Origin of the sequence: Sporosarcina sp. ANT_H38 (genome assembly GCF_008369195.1) — a bacterium.
In the GTDB taxonomy this organism is placed as follows: Bacteria; Bacillota; Bacilli; order Bacillales_A; family Planococcaceae; genus Sporosarcina.
The window spans coordinates 33,127-52,839 of record NZ_VOBC01000005.1 but is presented as its reverse complement, the minus strand read 5'-3'; the positions used below and the strand labels follow the sequence as shown (position 1 = coordinate 52,839).

Below are 19,713 nucleotides of genomic sequence, written 5' to 3'. Positions count from 1 at the left end.
ATATCTAAAGTTAGTAGTTATGATTTTTGGTAACTTTAATGTTGGTGTTCTGATTCTGATTCTGATTCTTCATTAGCTTCATCAGAATCATTGCTTTCTATTTTATCTTCGGAAGAACTTGATCCATGTTGATGTCCGCCATTTTCTCCTTCAGGTGCCGGTGAAAACTCCAAATGAGTTCCTTTAAATGTCAAACGACCTAGGTGACCTGGTTTTAATAACTCGTCAAATTTTTCTTCAGTAAGAAGATCAGCAGTCGTTTGCACTTCTTCTACCCATTCATCAAACTCTGATGAAGGCATCGCTTCTACTTCGAATATATTTTCAGCGAATCCTTTACCGCTGAAGTTTGCATTTCTACCCATGTATTCCCCTGGTTCGCTGGCCGCCAAATGTAGCGTGTTCACCATGTCCGACATGGCATATTTTTGTCCGCCCAGTTGCGGAATCCAGAAACTCGTAATAGGTCCGTATGAGTAAAGTCTAAATTCCAACGCCCGATCTGTTGGGATATACAAATAGTTAACCGTTTCGATATTTTCTTCCGGATAACTAAAATGCCATTTCCAGTCAGAGGAAGATGCATAAACAATCAACGGTTTTTGATCTTCATACCCTTTCGGCGTCGCCTCAACTTCATAAGTCGATTTGACAGAGATAATTGAAAGGAAAATAATAATTAGAACCGGAATCCCTACAATAATTACTTCAACTAACCAATTACCTTCGATATGGGGGGGTTCATAGTCTGCGCTTTGTTTCGAAGCACGATATTTTATCACTATGAATGCCAACATGCCGAAAACCACAATCACAACTAACGCCATTGTCGCAATTGATATCCAAATGACATCGGTAATCGATTCAGCTTGAGGTCCTTTAGGATCCATAACCATTACTGGTTCACAGCCGGCTAACACTGCGAGAATACTGATAACCAAAGTTAAAAAAGTCCATTTCATTTTCATGGAAGTACCCCTTTCTTTTGTTCTATAAGCTTTAGTAGAATAATGTACAGTTAATTAATTACTAGCTAACACAACACAGGATACATCTTATTATAATAAAATACTAAAAACAATTGTCTGATACGCAGTTCACAAAAACTTCATTGAAAAGTGAGGAATCACGTCACAAAACGTCCATTAGTAATAATTTACCTTTATATAAAAATAATTAAAAAAATATTTATTTTAAGGTCCATAAAGACTGATTACTAAAAAAAAACGTATGCAACCCTTATTAATTAAGGGGTTCCACACCTTATAAATTCTGTAGTAAATAATATTATTAAAACCCATGCAAGAATCAGCTACATTAAAAATCAATTCCTCAATACAAAACTAAAAGACACTTTCTAGAAAGAAAATATCTTTTTCTTCACAAACAAAAAACATGCCAGACACCAAAAATGATTAAAATCCGATTTGACGCCTGACATTTTCGCCTGATAAATCAACTGAGATATCCACAAATAATAATTTTCAACATCTACCCTTAAAGATTAAGCAAAATTTAATGAGATTTTTTATGTGACGAATAATCGATGACAAAAAAGGTACTGGGTAAAAAAACAATTCGAGATTGTTTTTAACCCAGTACCTTAAGCCTTTCAGGAAAATCAAGCCATGTTTTAATAAATACGAACTGTATATTCCTTCATTTCTTTTGGTAGCGGAGATACATACTGTTCACCGTTACGACGTTCAACTAGCTCTGCTTTTGCTTTTTCAATAATATCTGGCCTATTAAGTACTTCCATTGCCGTAGCTGCCATCACTTTACCAGCATGCAACATCCCTTTATGTGCAATAGAGGTTGTTCCAGTCGCAACAACCTGCCAAGTATGCAAAGCCGTTCCAAGTGATTCACATGCAGTCATACACTGTGCTGTTGGCACTACCCAACTTACATCTCCAACGTCTGTTGAACCTGGCATGATACCACTTGCGGGAATAAACGGATCAATAAGGTCTGATAGAGCTTTACCCTCTAAATCTTTATTCGTTTTCACTTCAAAGTTTTTATCCGCTTCCGAAAGTGTTTTACGAATTTTTTCTGCAAATTGTAATTCATCGTCGTTATGTTGCGGTACACCTAATGCAATGAAGTTATCATGCATCATTCTCTCTAACGTTATATTTGGTATTACATCAGAAAGAGCTGATCCAAAGTCAATTTCCACTTCAGTTCCTGTCATTAATGCTGCACCTCTAGCAATGTCACAGATACGTTGATACACTTCTTCTGTTTGAGATACACGAGGTGCTCTTACAAAATACAATACTTCCGCTTCGGCTTGAACAACATTTGGCGAAATGCCGCCTGAATTCGTCACCGCATAGTGCACTCTTGCTTCTGGAATGATATGTTCACGTAAATAGTTCACTCCAACGTTCATGAGTTCAACTGCATCAAGTGCACTTCTTCCCAAATGTGGGCTTGCCGATGCGTGAGCGCTTTTTCCTTTGAATTTAAAGTACACTTCGTAACATGCAAGTGTAGACATGGAGGTTACACTATTCCTTGTTCCAGGATGCCATGTTAATGCCACATCTACGTCATCAAACAATCCCTCTCTAACCATGAAAGTCTTACCGCCGCCAATTTCTTCACCGGGGCAACCATAATAACGAACCGTTCCTTCGATATTATTTTCTTCCATGTAATAACGAAGTGCCAAAGCAGCAGCAAGAGAGCCCGTTCCGAGTAAATTATGTCCACAGCCATGTCCATTTCCGTTCTTTTCCACAGGATTATGTTGTGTTTCGCCACCTGACTGACTTAATCCTGAAAGTGCGTCAAACTCCCCTAAAAACGCTATAATGGGTTTTCCACTTCCATAACTTCCAATGAAAGCAGTTTTAATATTTCCCACGCCTTTCTCAACAGAAAATCCTTCTTCTTCTAATGTTTCACATAACAATTGGGCAGATTTGTCCTCTTGAAAACCAACTTCTGCATAACTCCAAATTTCATCACTTACTTGAATAAGCTTTTGACGCTTTTCTTCTATTATTTCTGATAATCGTTGACGAAAATCCATATCCTTCACCTCTTATAAGATTTGTAAAGTAATTTACCATATAGCTATAAAATGATTCGAAATGAATATGACTTAAACAACTTCAGATGAAGCGCTTTCAAAAACACCATCATTATCTTTCGGAACTTTAAACAATAAGGAACAAATACTCGTTATGATTAATGCCACAGCTAGGAAGATGAACGCAGCGTAAAACGATCCTCCAAACATATCAATCAAGGCACCCATTGCTATTGGGGCAACAAATCCTGCTAACCCACCAACAAAATACATTGTCCCCATAAAAGTACCGACAATATTTTCCGAAACATATTTTAACGGTATAGTTAAAATAGTCATACTTAACAATGCTGATCCTATAGAGAAAATACTTTGATAAACAATAACCATTTCAATTGAAGGTGCATTATACATTAATAACAAGCAAATACTCGCAATAATTGTACCAAACAAGATGAGAAACTTCTCTTTTCCTACTAGCCATTTATCAATTAAATAGCCCGTTAAAATAGCAGACGCTAATCCAAATGCTTGTGGAATCATTGCAATAGAACCTACTTCCTTCAAATTCAAACTACGTGAACTCTCTAAGTAAGATGGCATCCATGAAGAAAAGCCCCATTGTGCAATACTAGAACCAAAATACATGATGACAACAACCCATAGCATTTTATTTTTATATAAGTCTTTCATAGATGTCCTCATAATATTGCGACCATCTCGTGTCGTTTTTGCCACTTTTGGTGGATGGTAATAAATACTTAGTAATAGAGTCACAACTAGACCAAAACCACCAATAATATAAAACATAACGCGCCAGCCCCAAGTATCGGCAATTACAGCAGTAACGTATAAAGCGAGGACTCCACCTAATAACTGAGCAGCAAGTAGAATTGACTTCGCTCTAGCACGAACTCCTTTTTTATAAATTTCTGTAATAGCTACACCACTGCCTGTAGGCAAGCCCCCATCACCTAATCCAAGAATAAATCGCACAGCTAAAATCGAAACAAATGATCCAACCATACCTGTCAACAATGAAAATAGGGATATAATGAATAATGCAATTACGATAACTTTTCTCGAACCAAACTTATCTGAAAACCACCCTGCAAGAAGGGTCATGCACGCACTACTTAACCAAAAGCTACTAATCACCATACCACTCTGTGTTTTGGTTAAGTGCAATTCCTCACTAATTGGTATGATTGCAATATTCATACCAAATAACGTCAAAGAATCAACAATCCATCCTAAAAATAGTAATGAAAAGATGAAATGCCGTTTTCCATTGCTCATTTGTAATTTCTCCATTGTTATCCCCCATAATTCATCTCTAAAGAAAATTCACGCACCCAATAAAAAATATCCCCTTCTTTAATTTAACTTTAGGTCTAATTTAGGACTCAACCATAACTACTTCATAATATTAATGCATGACATAATATTCTGTAAAGAGTTTTTTCAGCGGGATTCTAATACCCAATTTCTGTTATACTATTTTAGGGAAGGAGCGAGCGTCATTTGAGTATAATACTGGGTTTACTTGGTCCAAGTGATTCAATTGAAGTAGTTCAAAAATATTTGAAGAAATACAATGATATAACCTGCATTCCAATAGAGTGCTTAACAGAGGAAGACTTAAATAAACATGTTTTACCAAGTAAGTCTGATATAACAATGTGGCTTTGTACTGGTCCAATTACATATGAAATTGTTCAAAAATGGGGTAAAATATGTGAACCAATTTTCCACATCCCATTCCATGGCTCTGCTATATACAGCTTACTCCTGCAACTTTCACATCAACATCAGGTGAAAGTGAATGAAATAAGCTATGACGCAATCTCTCATGTTGAACTTAAACAAGTGCTACACGAAACTGGCATTAACGAATCAATACAATATGTCGAATCAGAAACTATAGAATTACAGCAGTTAATTGACTTTCATTATCGTTGCTACAAAAGAGGCTTTACGAAAGCAGCAATTACAGGTCATCCAATCCAAGAACAACTACAACAACTTGGCATATCTGCCTATCGACTATTCCCGACTTCGAATTCTGTGGATTCTGTCGTACATGAAATTCGGAGAATGTATGAAATGCTTCAATTTAAAAAGGCACAGATTGCTGTACAAATTATTGAATATGATGCGGCTTTTACAGGCCTGTCAAATACAGCATTTACAACTGATAAGCTTCATGAAATTGAACTTGAATTCACAAAAAAATTACGTACATATACTAAAAAAGTTCACGGATCCATTCTTACAATTGGTCCAGGCCGCTATGTAATATTTTCAACAAGAGGATTTTTACAAGATGTTACCCATAACTTCACACGTATAGCACAGATTGATTCATTTAAAGGATTGAAGGAAGAAGCGAAGACTTGCGGAATAGGAATTGGTCATTCAGCACACGAAGCTGAAATCAATGCGTGGAACGCATTATTACAAAGCAGAGAGTGGGGAAAAGGATCCTGGGCAGTTTGCTTTGATGATAAAACCATTACAGGACCACTCGGTAAGGAAGAACAACTTACGTATTCCTATATATCAGACGAAATTCAATCAATTAGAGAAAAGACATCCCTCAGCGTAGCAACGCTTCATAAATTGAAATCGATTATAAAAAAGCGTTTAAAAGAAGAAATAAGTGCCAGCGAACTTGCACAATATATGCAAATAACACCGCGTAGTGCTCGACGTATATTGAATGAGTTAGAGGTTAACGGGCTAGCTCTTGTTGTAGCAGAAGAAAGTCCACGTGCGACAGGTCGCCCAAGAAAAATTTACAAACTATTATTATAATGGAACCAAAAAAATCGCCCATAAATTCAATTATGGGCGATTTTTTCTCTATATTGCAGTGTCCGTGAAATAATTTTAAGGTCATGAAAGTATAAATCCAAGCTAAATCATCTTTTCACTAACGAATAGGATAAAAAGGAGATAGGACTTATTCTTACCCTTCATATTTTAGCTACACCACACACTCCACGTGTGTATTGTAGACAGCGTGAATAACATTCATGAAAGCTAAAGTTATCATGGTTGTTTTTTATTACCCTATTGCTTTCACAATTTCAACGGCGAATTCTGCACCATATTGTCCTGCTGTTTCTAAATCCTCTATATTATCTCCTGAAACTTCGGAGTTTGAAACGGTTCTAACAGCTAGATATGGGATATTATAACCTTTTGCCACCTGAGCTACAGAGGCAGCTTCCATCTCTTCTACACTAGTTCCAGCCTTTTCGTGGAACCAGTGAATTCTATCAATTTCTCTGTTCCAAAAGTCTGCACTGCCGACTTTTCCTTCAACCACTTTTCCATATTTATATTTATCAGCTACACTTAAAGCTATTTTTACAAGCTCAGGATCACTTTGAAATGACTCGTACTGTTTCTCTTCCCCATTTTCCATCATTCTGGTTGGCATAAAAATCCACGTATCTGGTTTCATCCCTTGATCCTCTCCCAAATACTCTGTTCGCAAATTCCCAATATTTATAACTTCTGTGCCTATAACGGTATCAAACACATGGAGATGAGGATCATGCCCCCCAGCAGTTCCTTGGTTAATAATTGTTTTTGGGTGATATTTTTCGATAAGTAAAGTAGTAGATGCGGCAGCGTGAACCATTCCGATTTCAGTTTTTGAAACAACTACGGGGATATCGCCAATTTTCCCGACATAAAATGTGTAGTTGCCATGTTTCTCTACTTTGTAGTCCTTCATTTCATCTAGAAGAGCGGCAACTTCAACGTCCATTGCACCTTGAATGGCAATTGGCTGGTCTGTATTCTTTTGTCTATTTCGAGATTCCCTCGGTTTTTTCTCTGCAGTTGAACATCCGACGATAAATAATGCGCTAAATAGTAGTACACCAAATATCTTAGATTTCGCTATTTTTTTCATGAATTACTATTCCTCCTCGTTTTAAACACGAACATTAATCAAAAATTCCAATCTAATCTTTCGTATTATTGCATATTACAATGATATATAGTTCAGCGCAACAGTCTATCTTAATGTTAAAATTTTCAGTTTCATTTTAATGAAAAAAGCTAAAAAAAATAGGATACCTACGCGAAGTGCATCCATGAAAGTTTTAACAATCATGCGCAGGCACCAAAATTTTATTACTCTACTAACACTACCTGTCATTATTCGGATATGTTTTCATACTGTACATTGCTGCTCATCTAGTTGAACTAACTCATTGAAGTTCTATCCCTGATTCGGAGAACCACTAAATCTTTTTCAACAAGCAAGAGAGCATAAATTTTCGCGCACACAAAAAAACAGTTACATTTCCCTCAAAATGCAACTGTTTTTTAAAGTGACATTGAATGTCCATGCCTTGCTAAATACTCTTCCTTCTCTTTATAATCCGGCATAATACTGCCAACACGCCTCCAAAATGATCGATCATGATTCATGTGAAGTAAATGACAAAGTTCATGGATTATCACATAATCGATGACTTCAATCGGAGCCATAGCTAGACGATAATTAAAAGTTAGCTTTTTATCTGAACTACAACTACCCCACTTGGCTTTAGACTCTACTATTTCAATGATTTTAGGCTTTACTTTCAGTTGTTTTTGATAAATTTTTATCCGTTCTCCTATAATTGTCTTACAGCTAGTCATATAGAACTTTTTAAGTTTTCTTTTAAGTACTTCTTCATTTAACTCACTACTATTTATTAATTCATGAAGAAAGCACTCTTTCCCTAGGTACAAGAACTTCCCTTCTGCGTGATACTCTCTTGCCTTAGAGGTTTCTCGAGCTAGTTCAATTTCATGGATTTTCTCTAGTATCCTTGTCGCTTTACTCTCTATGGCACTGACAATAGTTTCTTTGCTTGTGTCTTTGGGAGCTTTAACAGTTATGAAACCAAACGAATCTATATGAATGGATAGCTTCTTCCCATTTCCATACTGAATATTAAATTCTATAATTTTATTGTCAATTTCAACTTTCATAACTACCCTCATCTTTATGCATTTATTTCAAACCCTTATTTTTTAATGAAATCATTACTTCTTTATTAACTTACCTCTGTTTCGTTACCATTATTTGCGACTTTAAATTTAACAAACTCATATGGACAGTGTAAAACAGGTTTACTAATTAGCTACAATTCTAATCAAGCCATGCATTCACCTAAATTACCATTGTGTTGTGGCTTTTAATTTGTCCATTTGAATAGTTCACTGCTTAGTTGCGACATTTATGAACCTTTTAGGGTAAAGATGATAAAAAAGAAGGGTTAAGGAACTAGCCCTTAGCCCTCTTTAAAGATAAAAAAACCGAGACGTATTAGCGGCTTTGTTTATTTTTGATTATTTATAATATAATGAAGCCCTGCGTATGCACTGCTAAAAGTAGGAATGCTCAGCTCAAGTGACACCATTGTCATTGCTAATTTGGGACTGATCCCTACGATGATACATTCAGTACCGATAATTTTCAATGTATCATTTAAATTCTGAATGTATTGGCCAACTACACTGTCATAGTTTGAAATTCCACTTAAATCAATTAAGGCAAATTCGATTTGGTGTAATGCACACTCAGCAACAACAGCTGTAATTAATCTATTGGCTCTGTCTGTATCAAATTCACCGATTAGAGGTACCGCGATTGTTTTTTTCCAGATATTTAAGATAGGAACAGATAATGAGTTTATGAGTGTATCTTTGCGTGTTTCTTCTTCAGATTTAGTTGTGACATCCATGAGCATCACAACATAGCCCATAGTTTCATCAGAATTATTCTTGATGGCTGTAATCACAATATCTGTAATCAAACGGTCGAGAATATTAATACGAGCTCGATGGTTTTTTGTGAGTTTCCCCATTATGTTTTGTTGGTGTTGAGGGACCCTATGGAACCTGTCCATATTAATCCCAATTATCTCTTTTATATCTGAAAAGCCAAATAACGGAGCTACATCAGTCAATAGTTTAGTGGCACTGGAGTTCATCCAAGATATGTTATAGTTTTTGTCCGCAATAATAATATTTTCTCCGATACTGTCCAATGCTGCAAGAAGAGAAACATCATCTGGAACATGTCCAATATAATTCATTAAACCACCTTATTCCGATTATGAAGTGTCTTCATTATAGCATATTTAACCGAACGGTCCTTCAAAAAGAAACATAAAAGAGTTTCAGCAACTGTAAATAAGTTCCCTACATCAAACCCCAAACCCGTCCACATTTCACAATTATCCGTTACTGTAGAGTCTTGCCCTCAAACGCAATTTTAACGCTTCCCCGCACTTTTTGTGCACCTTTTTTCGAGTTGCAATTGTTATGCTCTAACCAAGCCACACACTTAATATGTATCATATAGAAGAATGGAAGGCTCCTAGTTCTATAACAATTCAAAATCGCATTAGAACCAGGAGCTTTTTTCACTTAAATATAATTAGAAATAACTTGTTTTAACTTCTCAGCTAGATTCGGCAAATCTTGTGTTGTAACGGATAGTCTGATTTGGCTTTCATCCATTTCAAGCGCCTCTGCTAGAAACCCTCCAAATCCTCTTGCTTTTCGGTCTACTTCCAACAGTAGGTCTGCAGACTGTTCTGATTGCGAAAGGAACACTACGTCCAATTCATCTAAACGTCCTCGGAAAACACCACTTGTTGGAATAAACTCAAACTCCTGAACAAACGGGTGTCGACTGCGCATTTTTCTAGATGCCTGCTCACACTCTGCTTTTCTCAACTTAAATCCTAGTTGTTCCATTTCTCCTAAGATGCGAGCTGCAATTTTAGTCGGACGGACATCTATGTAGTCCTTATCCTCCGCGTCCACTGCATTTTTTATATCCAATCCCGTACCAACCCACACCCTTGTATTTCCGAAAGTTATAGGAGTTTCAACTGGTAGCACCATAGAAAATGGGATCGATTTCGTTTCGCCAGCTCCAATTGTAAATGGCTCATTGATCTTATGTCTTATCAATGAAGCGACATCTGTATATTTTTTATCGTCTGACTCACGAATGTAGGTCGTATACACAGTTAAATAAATCGAGTCAACTTGCTGATCCACTTTACCCCCGTATACTTCAACTTGACCATTCATATTTTCACCAGCAGTATACTCCGACCTTTCCAGCTTCGTATCTACTTTGGCTCCACCTATACCAAAACTTCCGAGTACTTTATTGAAAAACGACATTTGTAGACCCTCCCTCATTAATTTACTATCGATCATTATACGAACCTCACAGATAAAAAGTTTCGTTTTTGAAATTTGATGAACCAATATAACTAGCTGAATGAAGTTGAAGTTCATTTTCCAATTAAAGCTATCTTCATTCCACAACTTTCGAAATTGGATTCATATCTGCATGATACAACCAAGACCTTTGTTAACAAAAATACATAGCAAGAACTTATGTGTTAAAAAAGAATCAACATATAAAATGATGTTTCTCCAGTAATATAGTGCATCCGTTGCTTTACTAGCTCCCTCGCTATTCGCGTTATCCGCAATTTCTGACATTCACTACTTCGACTGACCCTCACTCCATTATTATGCAATAATAGTGAACTAACTAACTGGTGTCACATGCTGTATCTGAGATATGACAGTGGTGAGTCCTCATTAAATTCAGAATTATTTTAGAATCCGGCATCTTTCTCTTGCAATTGCATTGGAATACAGGTAAAGTTTTAGTAATTAGAAATTCACTTATTTCAAGATTTTTGAAGTAAGGATAGAGGCGCAAAGACCATCAGTACACAATCGGAGGATAATGAGATCCTATGACAATTGTGAAAAGGGGAATTTGCCGAAGTGGAGAGAATCTCATTTTCTTGAAGCTGGTTCTGTTGTTGAATAAACACAGAATTGTCATATAGGAAACTATATGGAGGGCTATCTTATGCAAAGAAATAATTTATTATTTCTACTGCAACAACGAGCCCTCGTTGTTGCTTTTTTGCGTTCATTCACTAACCGCCCTTCTCCCTCTATTTTTTTAAAATAAATTATAGGATGTGGAGAAACAATGAATTTCGGACAAATTTTAACTGCTATGGTGACTCCTTTTGATGAACATGGTGAAATTGATTTTCAAGCTACAAAAAATCTAATTAATTATTTAATCGCTAATGGAACAGATGGCTTAGTGGTATCTGGTACAACAGGAGAGTCTCCGACGTTAACAGAACAAGAAAAGATCAATTTGTTCAAGTTTACAGTGGAAGTTGTGAATGGTAGAATTCCGGTAATCGCGGGTACAGGCTCAAACAACACAAGAGAATCAATTGAACTAACGAAACTGGCAGAAGATGTAGGTGTCGACGGCATTATGCTCGTTTCCCCATACTATAACAACCCATCCCAAGAAGGATTATATCAACACTTTAAGACAATTGCAGAAGTTACATCATTGCCGATTATTCTGTATAACATTCCCGGACGCAGTGTTGTCAACATAGCTGCCGAAACAGTTATTCGCCTTTCAAAAACACCAAATATCGTTGCTATTAAAGAGGCAAGCGGTAATTTAGATGCGATGGTCGAAATTATAAATCATACACCTGAAGGTTTTTCGTTGTATAGCGGTGATGATGGTTTAACGATTCCAATACTATCGATTGGTGGAATAGGTGTCATTTCTGTTGCATCCCATGTTTTAGGCAATGAAATGCAAACGATGATTGGGCATTTCAAAAGTGGTAATATCCAAGAGGCAGCCAGGGAACACCGTAGACTACTGCCAATGATGAAAGCACTTTTTGCTGCTCCAAATCCATCACCTGTAAAAGCAGCTTTGAATTTAAATGGAATCCCTGTCGGTGGTGTTCGCTTACCTATGATTCCTTTGAACGATGAACAACTAAGAACACTGCAGCAAGTATTAAATATCCAAGAAAAAGTAACTTCCTAAAACACGTCTGTAGTCATGACAGGTTTAAGGAGGAATTGCAGTTCATTCCTCCTTAGTGATACCATTGCGAATAGTTGCCTGTAGCGTTCCTACACTGTTTAAGTGAAAAATGCTGTTGCTGTGAAAGAAAAGAATAGATGACATTCTATAGGAATTGTAAGTGCCCGAAGATACAATTTCGGGCACTCTAGTACTTTGTACAATGTGGTCCTTTCTTACTTTCGGCAAAGATTATCCATCTGATGTCCCATAGAAAGTGACACTTCTTTAAAATAAATAAGTAAAAACCATAGAGAAAAAATCAGCCGCCAAAATTGCATCTTTGGCGGCTTTTATCTTGATAATAAGCCCTTCTATTTTTTCATCCGGAAAAGATTTAGCACTTCATGTACCTATACCTTTGGAGCGCGACGGATTAACAATCACCATACGACTACCGAAAAAAAATGTGTAGGGATGCGACTTTGTCGCATCCCTACACATCAAGATATCTCGCTAATTATATAGAAATCATTTGATCCAAAGAGATCCAAAAAGTAACTGTACACGTAGCAACTACTTTTTGATCAAATTATTTTCTCGTTACTTTTTATAATTGATAAACCACTAAGAACCTGGCATTTGTCACTTATATAGTTTCACTCACATTCCCTAGATCACTTTTTTTCAGCGTCATCATAACAATAAAGGATATACAATATAAGCCTGCTAAGTAGAGCATCGCGACTTTCATATCATAACTTTGTAGAATATAACCAACTAGGATTGGTGAGAATCCTCCTATCGCTCTACCGCAGTTAAATATCGTGTTAGTTGCCGTACTTCGAATCTGAACGGGATAAAGACTACCAATTAACGCCCCATACCCGGCAAACATTCCATTTGAGAAGAATCCGACAATTGCACCACCTATTAATAGACCCATACTTCCAGTTGCGTAGGCGTATAAAAACACAGCAAATGCAGAAGCAATAAGGAATACTCCAAAGGCATATTTTGCTCCAAATCGATCCAGGAATCGTCCAAATGTTAACATACCGATTATCATGCCAACTGCTGTACTAATTGTCCAAAGAGCAGAGCTTGAAACAGATAAACCTTGTGATTGTTGCAACATAGACGGCAACCAAATCATTAACCCGTTATATCCGGCAATTTGAACAGTTGCCATTACGATTAAAGATAGTGTAGTAAATGTGATTCGAGGCGTTTCAAACAATTGAACCAACTTACCCTTTTCAGCTTTGTTAACTGTTTTTTTATTCTTTTGAGCAGCTAGCCACTCTGGAGATTCATCTAGATTCTTCCGTACAATAAAGGCAAAAATAACAGGGACCACACCAACAAAAAACAATGCTCTCCAGCCTAAAGTAGGCAGAATAATTGCACTTAGTAATGCTGCTAAAATAACACCATATTGAGCACCTACACTGACATATGACGATGCTCTCCCTTGTTTATTTTTCGGCCAGGCCTCTGCAACAAGCGCCATACCAATCCCATATTCTCCTCCAGCACCTATTCCTGCAATGAATCTAAAAACAAAAACTTGTTCTATACTCGTAGCTATTCCAGTTAAAGCGGTGCCTATTGCAAACAATATTACGGTATAGGTAAAAACTTTTACCCGCCCATATTTATCTGCTAAAATCCCGAAAACAATTCCACCTACTAACATACCAATATTGGTAATGGAAGAAATCATTCCTCCAGTTGCTAAATCAACGTGAAATTCTGCAATAATCATTGTCATAGCAAATGAGATGAACATGATGTCCATACCTTCTAATGTTAAACCTGTTACCGACGCAACCACGGTTTTTTTGCGATAATCCATTCTACATTCCTCCTGTATTTTCTAGATGACATAAATCTCTTTTATCTCCGAAGGAATGGATGTTTCAATAAAAAAATCTTCCATTCTCCTTTTAAGCCTCACGGGACTTCATTTAAAAGAGGTACTATATAAATGCAAAATAAATACCCTTTCGCCAAAGAGGGCAAAAGGGCATGAATAAATATAGGTTTAAAAACCTTAAATTATCAAGTAGACCTTTTTAGCCTCTCTGGGCCATATTAAAGGATTATTATTTTTTTATTTATTATATCAAACTGCGTAATACTTTTCTACAAGTAAATTATAGGGAAATAATGTCTAATCAATCTAAACAAATTCGACAGACTCGCATTGTAAAGAGAATTAAATATACGAAGGAGCGCCAGTGTTTGTTATTTTGTATCTTATGTATTTAGATATCCTATTTTTGTATTAGGATTTGTTAAACTACATTATTGGTTCTTTACTTCTTATGCCTAAACCAACCATAAACAGAACCTTCTACACTATCCCCCTGTGGTTGATAGTAAAATGTTACATGATTTCTTTTATATTTATTTCAAGTGTCACCCCATCAAGTTCTAATTCAACATGATTGTCATAATTTAAAAATTCATCACAAGTTATTAACAACTTGTTGTTAGACCAACCATGAAACTTAATCATATCCATTTCTATTGGACTTTCTAATAATTTCTTATCCTCTAATGTTGATCCTTTAACTTCAATATGATAATAATCAGCTAGTATGATATCTCCGAGTGGCGTTACAGCTAAATCTCGATATTGATCATGCGATTCATAATCAGTTAATTCTTCACTAAGACAATCAAGTTGATATAAATAATCAGAAGTAAGGACTAAAACATCATTATGCTTTTCCGATACTACAACTGCTCGTGGTGAACCTCTGAACTCGCCACACCACTCGGTTAAATCTTCATTTAAAAATTTTACCCACGTCCAATTAGAGGAATTCCAAGGACTCGAAATGTCATAAATCTTCTCCTTGTATTGTCCCGAATAAGGTAGTTTTATTATTTCCGCTTTAGAAATCATTTTTTCAGTCCTCCCTAAAACATAGTTCCCAATTAAGTTATTTAACGTCTTTTTCTTTGGAATTTCGTATAAATTCAATATATATTCAAAGTAATTTTATAGCCAAATCCGTTTTTCACTTTAAAACTTTTGAATTAACTACGATTCAAGTCTTTTAAAAAGTAGTCTAATTCGCTTTCTTGTTTAAACTTAAAAGAATACCCATAATGGATTGGTTTTTCCCCGTTATTAACCCTAGTAGGAAACTTTTTCATTGCAGTATTATGATACTTTCTTTCGCTTGTTAACATAGAACTTTTCTCTATGGTGTTTGGGTTAAGGACAATACTAATCTCTACATTATGTTTTTATAAAAAAATCTCGTCTAAGTTACCCGTTTAAAAACACTACTTACTATTTTGTCTTTTATCTAGCCCTCTGAAAGTTTTCACACAAGAGGCAAAACCTTAATTGGTTCCCGAGTTGCGATGTTTCCTATTTTACCAACGTTAATGCCCCCCTGTTCTAGAGGTCTAGAGCAGGGGGGCATTTAACTGAAATTTTATTAGTAAGTCGGTGTACGTGTTATAAGTTCATTTGACTAAATATTTTAATTATCCCCTTACAAACTTAGCTCCAACCACGCAACACACTCGACGTGACTACTATGCGGGAACATATCCACCGGTTGCACCTCTTGGGTACGATAGCCACCATCTTCAAGTATGCGTAAATCACGCGCAAGCGTACCAGGATTACATGATACATAAACAACACGCTTCGGCTTGTATTCCAAAATCGTTTTCAACAGTTCTTCATCGCAGCCTTTACGCGGTGGATCGACGACTAAAACATCGAATCGTTTGCCGTCTGCATACCATTTTGGAATGACGACTTCCGCAGGACCTGCTTCAAAGTGAGCGTTTTTGATGCCATTCAATTCCGCGTTGCGTTTGGCATCTTCGATTGCTTCAGGAACAATTTCAACACCGTACACTTCTTTCGCTTTTTGTGCGATGAACAGCGAGATTGTACCGATACCACAATACGCATCGATGACGGATTCGTTTCCTGTCAACTGTGCATATTCGAGTGCCTGTCCATAAAGCACCTCTGTCTGTTCAGGATTCACTTGATAGAAAGAGCGTGCAGAAATTTCAAAATCGATATCGCCAATTGAATCGACAATAACTGGTTTTCCGTATAGCAAAACAGTTTCTTCTCCGAAAATCACATTCGTTCTCTCGGTATTAAAGTTTTGCATAATGGATGTTACATTCGGAATAACGCGTTTAATAAGTTCTATGGCTGCAACTTTCTGCGTAAATTTCTTTTTGCGCGTTACTAAAATAACCATCACTTCACCTGAGGTTCGTCCAGTGCGGACAATTAAGTGCCGTAACAAGCCTAAGTGAGTTTTCTCGTCATAGGCATCAACGCCGATTGCATGCAGTTCATATTTCAACATTGCCATCAGATCGTCTGCCTCGTGACTTTGGATGAGACAGATGTCAGTGTCAACAATGTGATGTGTACGTGATTTGTAAAAGCCGGAAATGACTTTACCGTCTCGCTCGCTGAAAGGTATTTGTGATTTATTGCGGTAGCGCCAAGGATCGTCCATCCCTTTCACGGGGTGCACCGGCACATCCGGCAATTTCGCGATACGGTCCATAACATCGCGGACCGTTTTACGTTTTTGAACCAGTTGGCCTTCGTAAGACAAGTGCTGCATCTGGCATCCACCGCATTCTGAGAACACATTGCAAGGTGGTTTTACACGGTCAGGGGATGCTTTTGTTATGTTTAACATCCTAGCAAAGCCGTAATTTTTCAATGTTTTACCTACTTGTATATCAACCTCTTCACCTGGCAGCGCACCTGGGATGAATAGCGGATAGCCATCTACTTTTGCTACGCCCGAGCCATCATGCGTCAAATCTTCTACGTAGACGTTGAGGCGGTCGTTTCTATTTACACTATATGACATTATATTTTCCTCCAAATTTCAGATGTCTCTAGTTTACCATGCTAAGGGTGAAAAAACAGATGTCGAGAGGGCATCTATAAGACAATACGTGTACTTTACGATGGGATATGGGTAGTTGACCAACTTATATGATTGGTCGCTTCTCTTATATGCTCGGTCGGCAAACGTATATGATCGGTCGCTTAACTTATTTGCTCGGTCGGCAAACGTATATGATCGGTCGCTTAACTTATTTGCTCGGTCGGCAAACGTATATGATAGGTTCGCTTAACTTTTACAATCGTTCAGCAAACATAATTGACAGGGCAACAAAAAACAGACGCCACACAACGACGTCTGCCCTCTTTTACTTTTCTTTTTCAATTTGTTTCTTTACTGCTCCGTCCATCGGTCCAACAACGAACGCTACGATGAGTCCCCCGATGAGGACGATGAAGGGTGCGTAAAACATTAGAAAATGATTCATGTTCCGTTCCTCCTTATGCGTGGTAGTCGCCTTTTCCGCGGACGTAATCTTTATCGAATAGGAATAGACGCATGAGCAAGTACAATGACGGAATTAGCAGCCCAAGTCCCAGGATGAATACCACAATGAGCGAGATGGCCATAGCCGGATTTGTGAAGCTGTCGTAAATCGTCAAATACGGGTACAACAAGTATGGATAATGGGACGCACCGTAGCCGAAGAAGGCAAATGTGAACTGCCCCACTAGCAATAGGAATGCGAGTCCATAATTCCGGCGCTGCCAGATTAACCAAACCGTTCCGATAAACATAAGGAACGATAGGAGAAACATTGGCCAGAAATTCTGGATGTTACTGTAATGTTCCGGATTGTGATTTCTCAGTTCGAATATAATGCCCCCTGCCGTGATAATCGTCGGCAATGCCCAAATCAGCGCATATTTACGAATCATATTCGTAGCTCCCTCATCGCGCGCTTTATGCGCATACCAGGTTAGGAATACCGCCGATATATAAAGCGTTGCGGCGATGCTTAACACAACGATCGCCCATGTCAACGGACTGGTGAACAGCTTCCAATAATCGAGGACGGGATTGCCGTTCACCATATCGATAAATCCGCCTTCAGAAATGGTTAACACGATGGACAGTGATGCTGGAATAAGTATTCCAGCAAGACCATACATAAACGAATACCCTTTGTGTCCACGTGCGCCATACGTTTCAAATGCATAATAAGAACCCCGGATAGCCAGTAAGATAATCCCGAAGCTAACGGGGATTAATAACGTCGTTCCATAATAAAACGCTGTTTTCGGAAAAAAACCAATGATCCCTACAAAGAAAAACACCAGGAAAACGTTGGTCACTTCCCAGACGGGAGATAAATAGCGCTGGATAATGTTCGTCAAAATATGCTGACGACCAGTGAGCGTGCTGTAGGCATTGAAAAAGCCTGCCCCAAAATCAATAGCACCGATCAATATATAGCCCAACAGGAAAGTCCATAGAACGGATATGCCAAGTATTTCGAGTGTCATAGCACGTCGCCGCCTTTCTCCGAATCACGATCTTCAATTTCACGTTCAACTGGATTGTTGCGGAACATTCTTCGCAATACAACTACACTACCTACTCCTAGAATAAGATAAAGCAGGCAGAATAAGATAAGCATCGAGTCAACATGTCCGCTCGTCGTAGCAGCATCCTGCGTCCGCATGATACCTCGCAAAATCCATGGCTGTCTACCGACTTCTGCAAGCCACCAGCCTGCCTCTATCGCTACTATTGTTAGTGGACCGCCGAGTACGATCAGCCAGCGGAACCATTTCGTAGAAACCATTTTCCAGCCTCGCTGAACACCTAACCAAAATACACCCGAAAGAAGGGTCATCCAAATTCCGATTGACACCATTATGTCGAATAAGTAATGGATGTAAAGGGGCGGAACTTCATCCTCAGGGAATTGATCCAGACCAGCCACTTCTTGTGTAAAACTGCCGTGTGCAAGGAATGATAATGCATACGGTATTTTGATGGCATATTTAACTTCTCCATCTTTAAGAATGCCGTACATTATCAGCGGTGCATTTTCACTCGTTTCAAGATGCCATTCAGCTGCAGCCAATTTCTCTGGCTGATACTCCGCTAAATATTTCCCTGAGAAGTCACCGATAATTGCTGAAGCAATTGCAAATACAAGACCGACTTTCATAGTAAGATAAAGGGCTTTTTTGTGGTACTCATGATTCGAACCTTTCAATAGGCGGAACGCAGCAATCGCTGCAAGTACAAAAGCAGCTGTCATATACGACGTCGCAACAACATGCGCCACTTTCGTCGGCATTGCAGGATTGAACATTGCAAGAAGCGGATTGACGTTAACAAATTCACCGTTTACGATATCAAATCCTCTTGGTGCATTCATAAATGCGTTAACGATTGTGATGAACACCGCAGAAAAGGATGCTCCGACGGCAACCGGAATGAGTAACAGAAAATGTTTCTTCTGGTTTTCAAATCGATCCCATGTATATAAGTAAATACCGAGGAAAATTGCTTCGAAAAAGAATGCAAACGTCTCCATAAATAACGGAAGTGCAATGACATTCCCTGCAAGTTCCATGAAATTAGGCCATAATAAGGATAGCTGTAAACCGATGGCTGTTCCTGTTACGACACCAACGGCAACTGTAATGATAAAACCTCGTGCCCAACGTCGTGCAAGTAAAATATAGTGATCATCGTTTTTCTTGATGCCGACCCATTGTGCAATCATAATCATTAGCGGTACACCGACGCCGATTGTTGCATAAATAATATGGAATGATAACGTCGTTTCGGTTAAGACCCTTGAAAAAAAAACTGCTTCTTCATTTCCCATCTACTCATCCCCCTTTAGC

16 protein-coding genes and 1 riboswitch are annotated in these 19,713 nt (G+C 37.9%); of the genes, 3 read left to right on the top strand and 13 right to left on the bottom strand.

Annotation, left to right across the window (positions count from 1 at the left end; translation table 11 throughout):
• Nucleotides 1-35: 35 nt before the first annotated feature.
• From qoxA to FQ087_RS20250, 3 genes are all read right to left on the bottom strand, one after another.
• The gene (gene qoxA / locus FQ087_RS20260; protein WP_149582411.1) at nt 36-968 is read right to left on the bottom strand and encodes a cytochrome aa3 quinol oxidase subunit II; all 933 of its coding nucleotides are present in this window, start codon (nt 966-968) and stop codon (nt 36-38) included.
• A gap of 665 nt (nt 969-1,633) precedes the next feature.
• Complete coding sequence (locus FQ087_RS20255; protein WP_149582410.1) at nt 1,634-3,046, bottom strand: M20 family metallopeptidase; 1,413 nt, start codon at nt 3,044-3,046, stop codon at nt 1,634-1,636.
• A 72-nt stretch (nt 3,047-3,118) separates the two neighbouring features.
• Nucleotides 3,119-4,360 carry an MFS transporter gene (locus FQ087_RS20250; RefSeq protein ID WP_149582409.1) on the bottom strand — a complete coding sequence of 414 codons (1,242 nt, stop codon included), beginning with the start codon at nt 4,358-4,360 and terminating at the stop codon, nt 3,119-3,121.
• A 210-nt stretch (nt 4,361-4,570) separates the two neighbouring features.
• On the opposite strand from FQ087_RS20250, the gene FQ087_RS20245 reads away from it, so the two are divergent.
• Nucleotides 4,571-5,863: a helix-turn-helix domain-containing protein gene (locus FQ087_RS20245; protein WP_149582408.1), complete on the top strand. Its 1,293-nt coding sequence runs from the start codon at nt 4,571-4,573 to the stop codon at nt 5,861-5,863.
• Between the two features lie 253 nt (nt 5,864-6,116).
• Here the strand turns inward: FQ087_RS20245 and FQ087_RS20240 are convergent, their stop codons facing one another.
• From FQ087_RS20240 to FQ087_RS20225, 4 genes are all read right to left on the bottom strand, one after another.
• Nucleotides 6,117-6,974: a 5'-methylthioadenosine/S-adenosylhomocysteine nucleosidase gene (locus FQ087_RS20240; RefSeq protein ID WP_149582407.1), complete on the bottom strand. Its 858-nt coding sequence runs from the start codon at nt 6,972-6,974 to the stop codon at nt 6,117-6,119.
• Between the two features lie 419 nt (nt 6,975-7,393).
• On the bottom strand, nt 7,394-8,047 hold the full coding sequence (locus FQ087_RS20235; RefSeq protein WP_149582406.1) for a M48 family metallopeptidase: 654 nt from the start codon (nt 8,045-8,047) through the stop codon (nt 7,394-7,396).
• Between the two features lie 350 nt (nt 8,048-8,397).
• A complete protein-coding gene (locus FQ087_RS20230) occupies nt 8,398-9,156 on the bottom strand; it encodes an STAS domain-containing protein (protein WP_149582405.1) in 759 nt (252 codons plus the stop codon).
• Nucleotides 9,157-9,490: 334 nt separating this feature from the next.
• Entirely contained in the window at nt 9,491-10,261 is a 771-nt protein-coding gene (locus FQ087_RS20225; protein WP_149582404.1) for a sporulation protein, read from the bottom strand.
• 534 nt (nt 10,262-10,795) lie between these two features.
• Nucleotides 10,796-10,974, top strand: a riboswitch (Lysine riboswitch).
• Between the two features lie 122 nt (nt 10,975-11,096).
• Here FQ087_RS20225 and dapA point away from each other — a divergent pair.
• On the top strand, nt 11,097-11,981 hold the full coding sequence (dapA, locus tag FQ087_RS20220) for a 4-hydroxy-tetrahydrodipicolinate synthase (protein ID WP_149582403.1): 885 nt from the start codon (nt 11,097-11,099) through the stop codon (nt 11,979-11,981).
• A gap of 628 nt (nt 11,982-12,609) precedes the next feature.
• Here dapA and FQ087_RS20215 read toward each other — a convergent pair.
• From FQ087_RS20215 to rlmD, 3 genes are all read right to left on the bottom strand, one after another.
• The gene (locus FQ087_RS20215) at nt 12,610-13,818 is read right to left on the bottom strand and encodes an MFS transporter (RefSeq protein WP_149582402.1); all 1,209 of its coding nucleotides are present in this window, start codon (nt 13,816-13,818) and stop codon (nt 12,610-12,612) included.
• 534 nt (nt 13,819-14,352) lie between these two features.
• Nucleotides 14,353-14,877, bottom strand: coding sequence for a hypothetical protein (locus FQ087_RS20210; RefSeq protein ID WP_149582401.1), 525 nt, complete (start codon nt 14,875-14,877; stop codon nt 14,353-14,355).
• 601 nt (nt 14,878-15,478) lie between these two features.
• Complete coding sequence (gene rlmD, locus FQ087_RS20205) at nt 15,479-16,846, bottom strand: 23S rRNA (uracil(1939)-C(5))-methyltransferase RlmD (RefSeq protein WP_149582400.1); 1,368 nt, start codon at nt 16,844-16,846, stop codon at nt 15,479-15,481.
• A 115-nt stretch (nt 16,847-16,961) separates the two neighbouring features.
• On the opposite strand from rlmD, the gene FQ087_RS22620 reads away from it, so the two are divergent.
• A complete protein-coding gene (locus FQ087_RS22620) occupies nt 16,962-17,117 on the top strand; it encodes a hypothetical protein (protein WP_188006835.1) in 156 nt (51 codons plus the stop codon).
• 75 nt (nt 17,118-17,192) lie between these two features.
• On the opposite strand, the gene cydS is transcribed toward FQ087_RS22620, so the two are convergent.
• Genes cydS through FQ087_RS20195 form a run of 3 tightly spaced genes read right to left on the bottom strand, consistent with a single transcriptional unit; the run spans nt 17,193 to nt 19,694 of the window.
• The gene (cydS, locus tag FQ087_RS23440; RefSeq protein ID WP_411197849.1) at nt 17,193-17,312 is read right to left on the bottom strand and encodes a cytochrome bd oxidase small subunit CydS family protein; all 120 of its coding nucleotides are present in this window, start codon (nt 17,310-17,312) and stop codon (nt 17,193-17,195) included.
• 13 nt (nt 17,313-17,325) lie between these two features.
• The gene (locus FQ087_RS20200) at nt 17,326-18,351 is read right to left on the bottom strand and encodes a cytochrome d ubiquinol oxidase subunit II (protein WP_149582399.1); all 1,026 of its coding nucleotides are present in this window, start codon (nt 18,349-18,351) and stop codon (nt 17,326-17,328) included.
• Nucleotides 18,348-19,694, bottom strand: coding sequence for a cytochrome ubiquinol oxidase subunit I (locus FQ087_RS20195; RefSeq protein ID WP_149582398.1), 1,347 nt, complete (start codon nt 19,692-19,694; stop codon nt 18,348-18,350). The genes FQ087_RS20200 and FQ087_RS20195 overlap by 4 nt, the downstream gene beginning before the upstream one ends.
• Between the last annotated feature and the right edge of the window lie 19 nt (nt 19,695-19,713).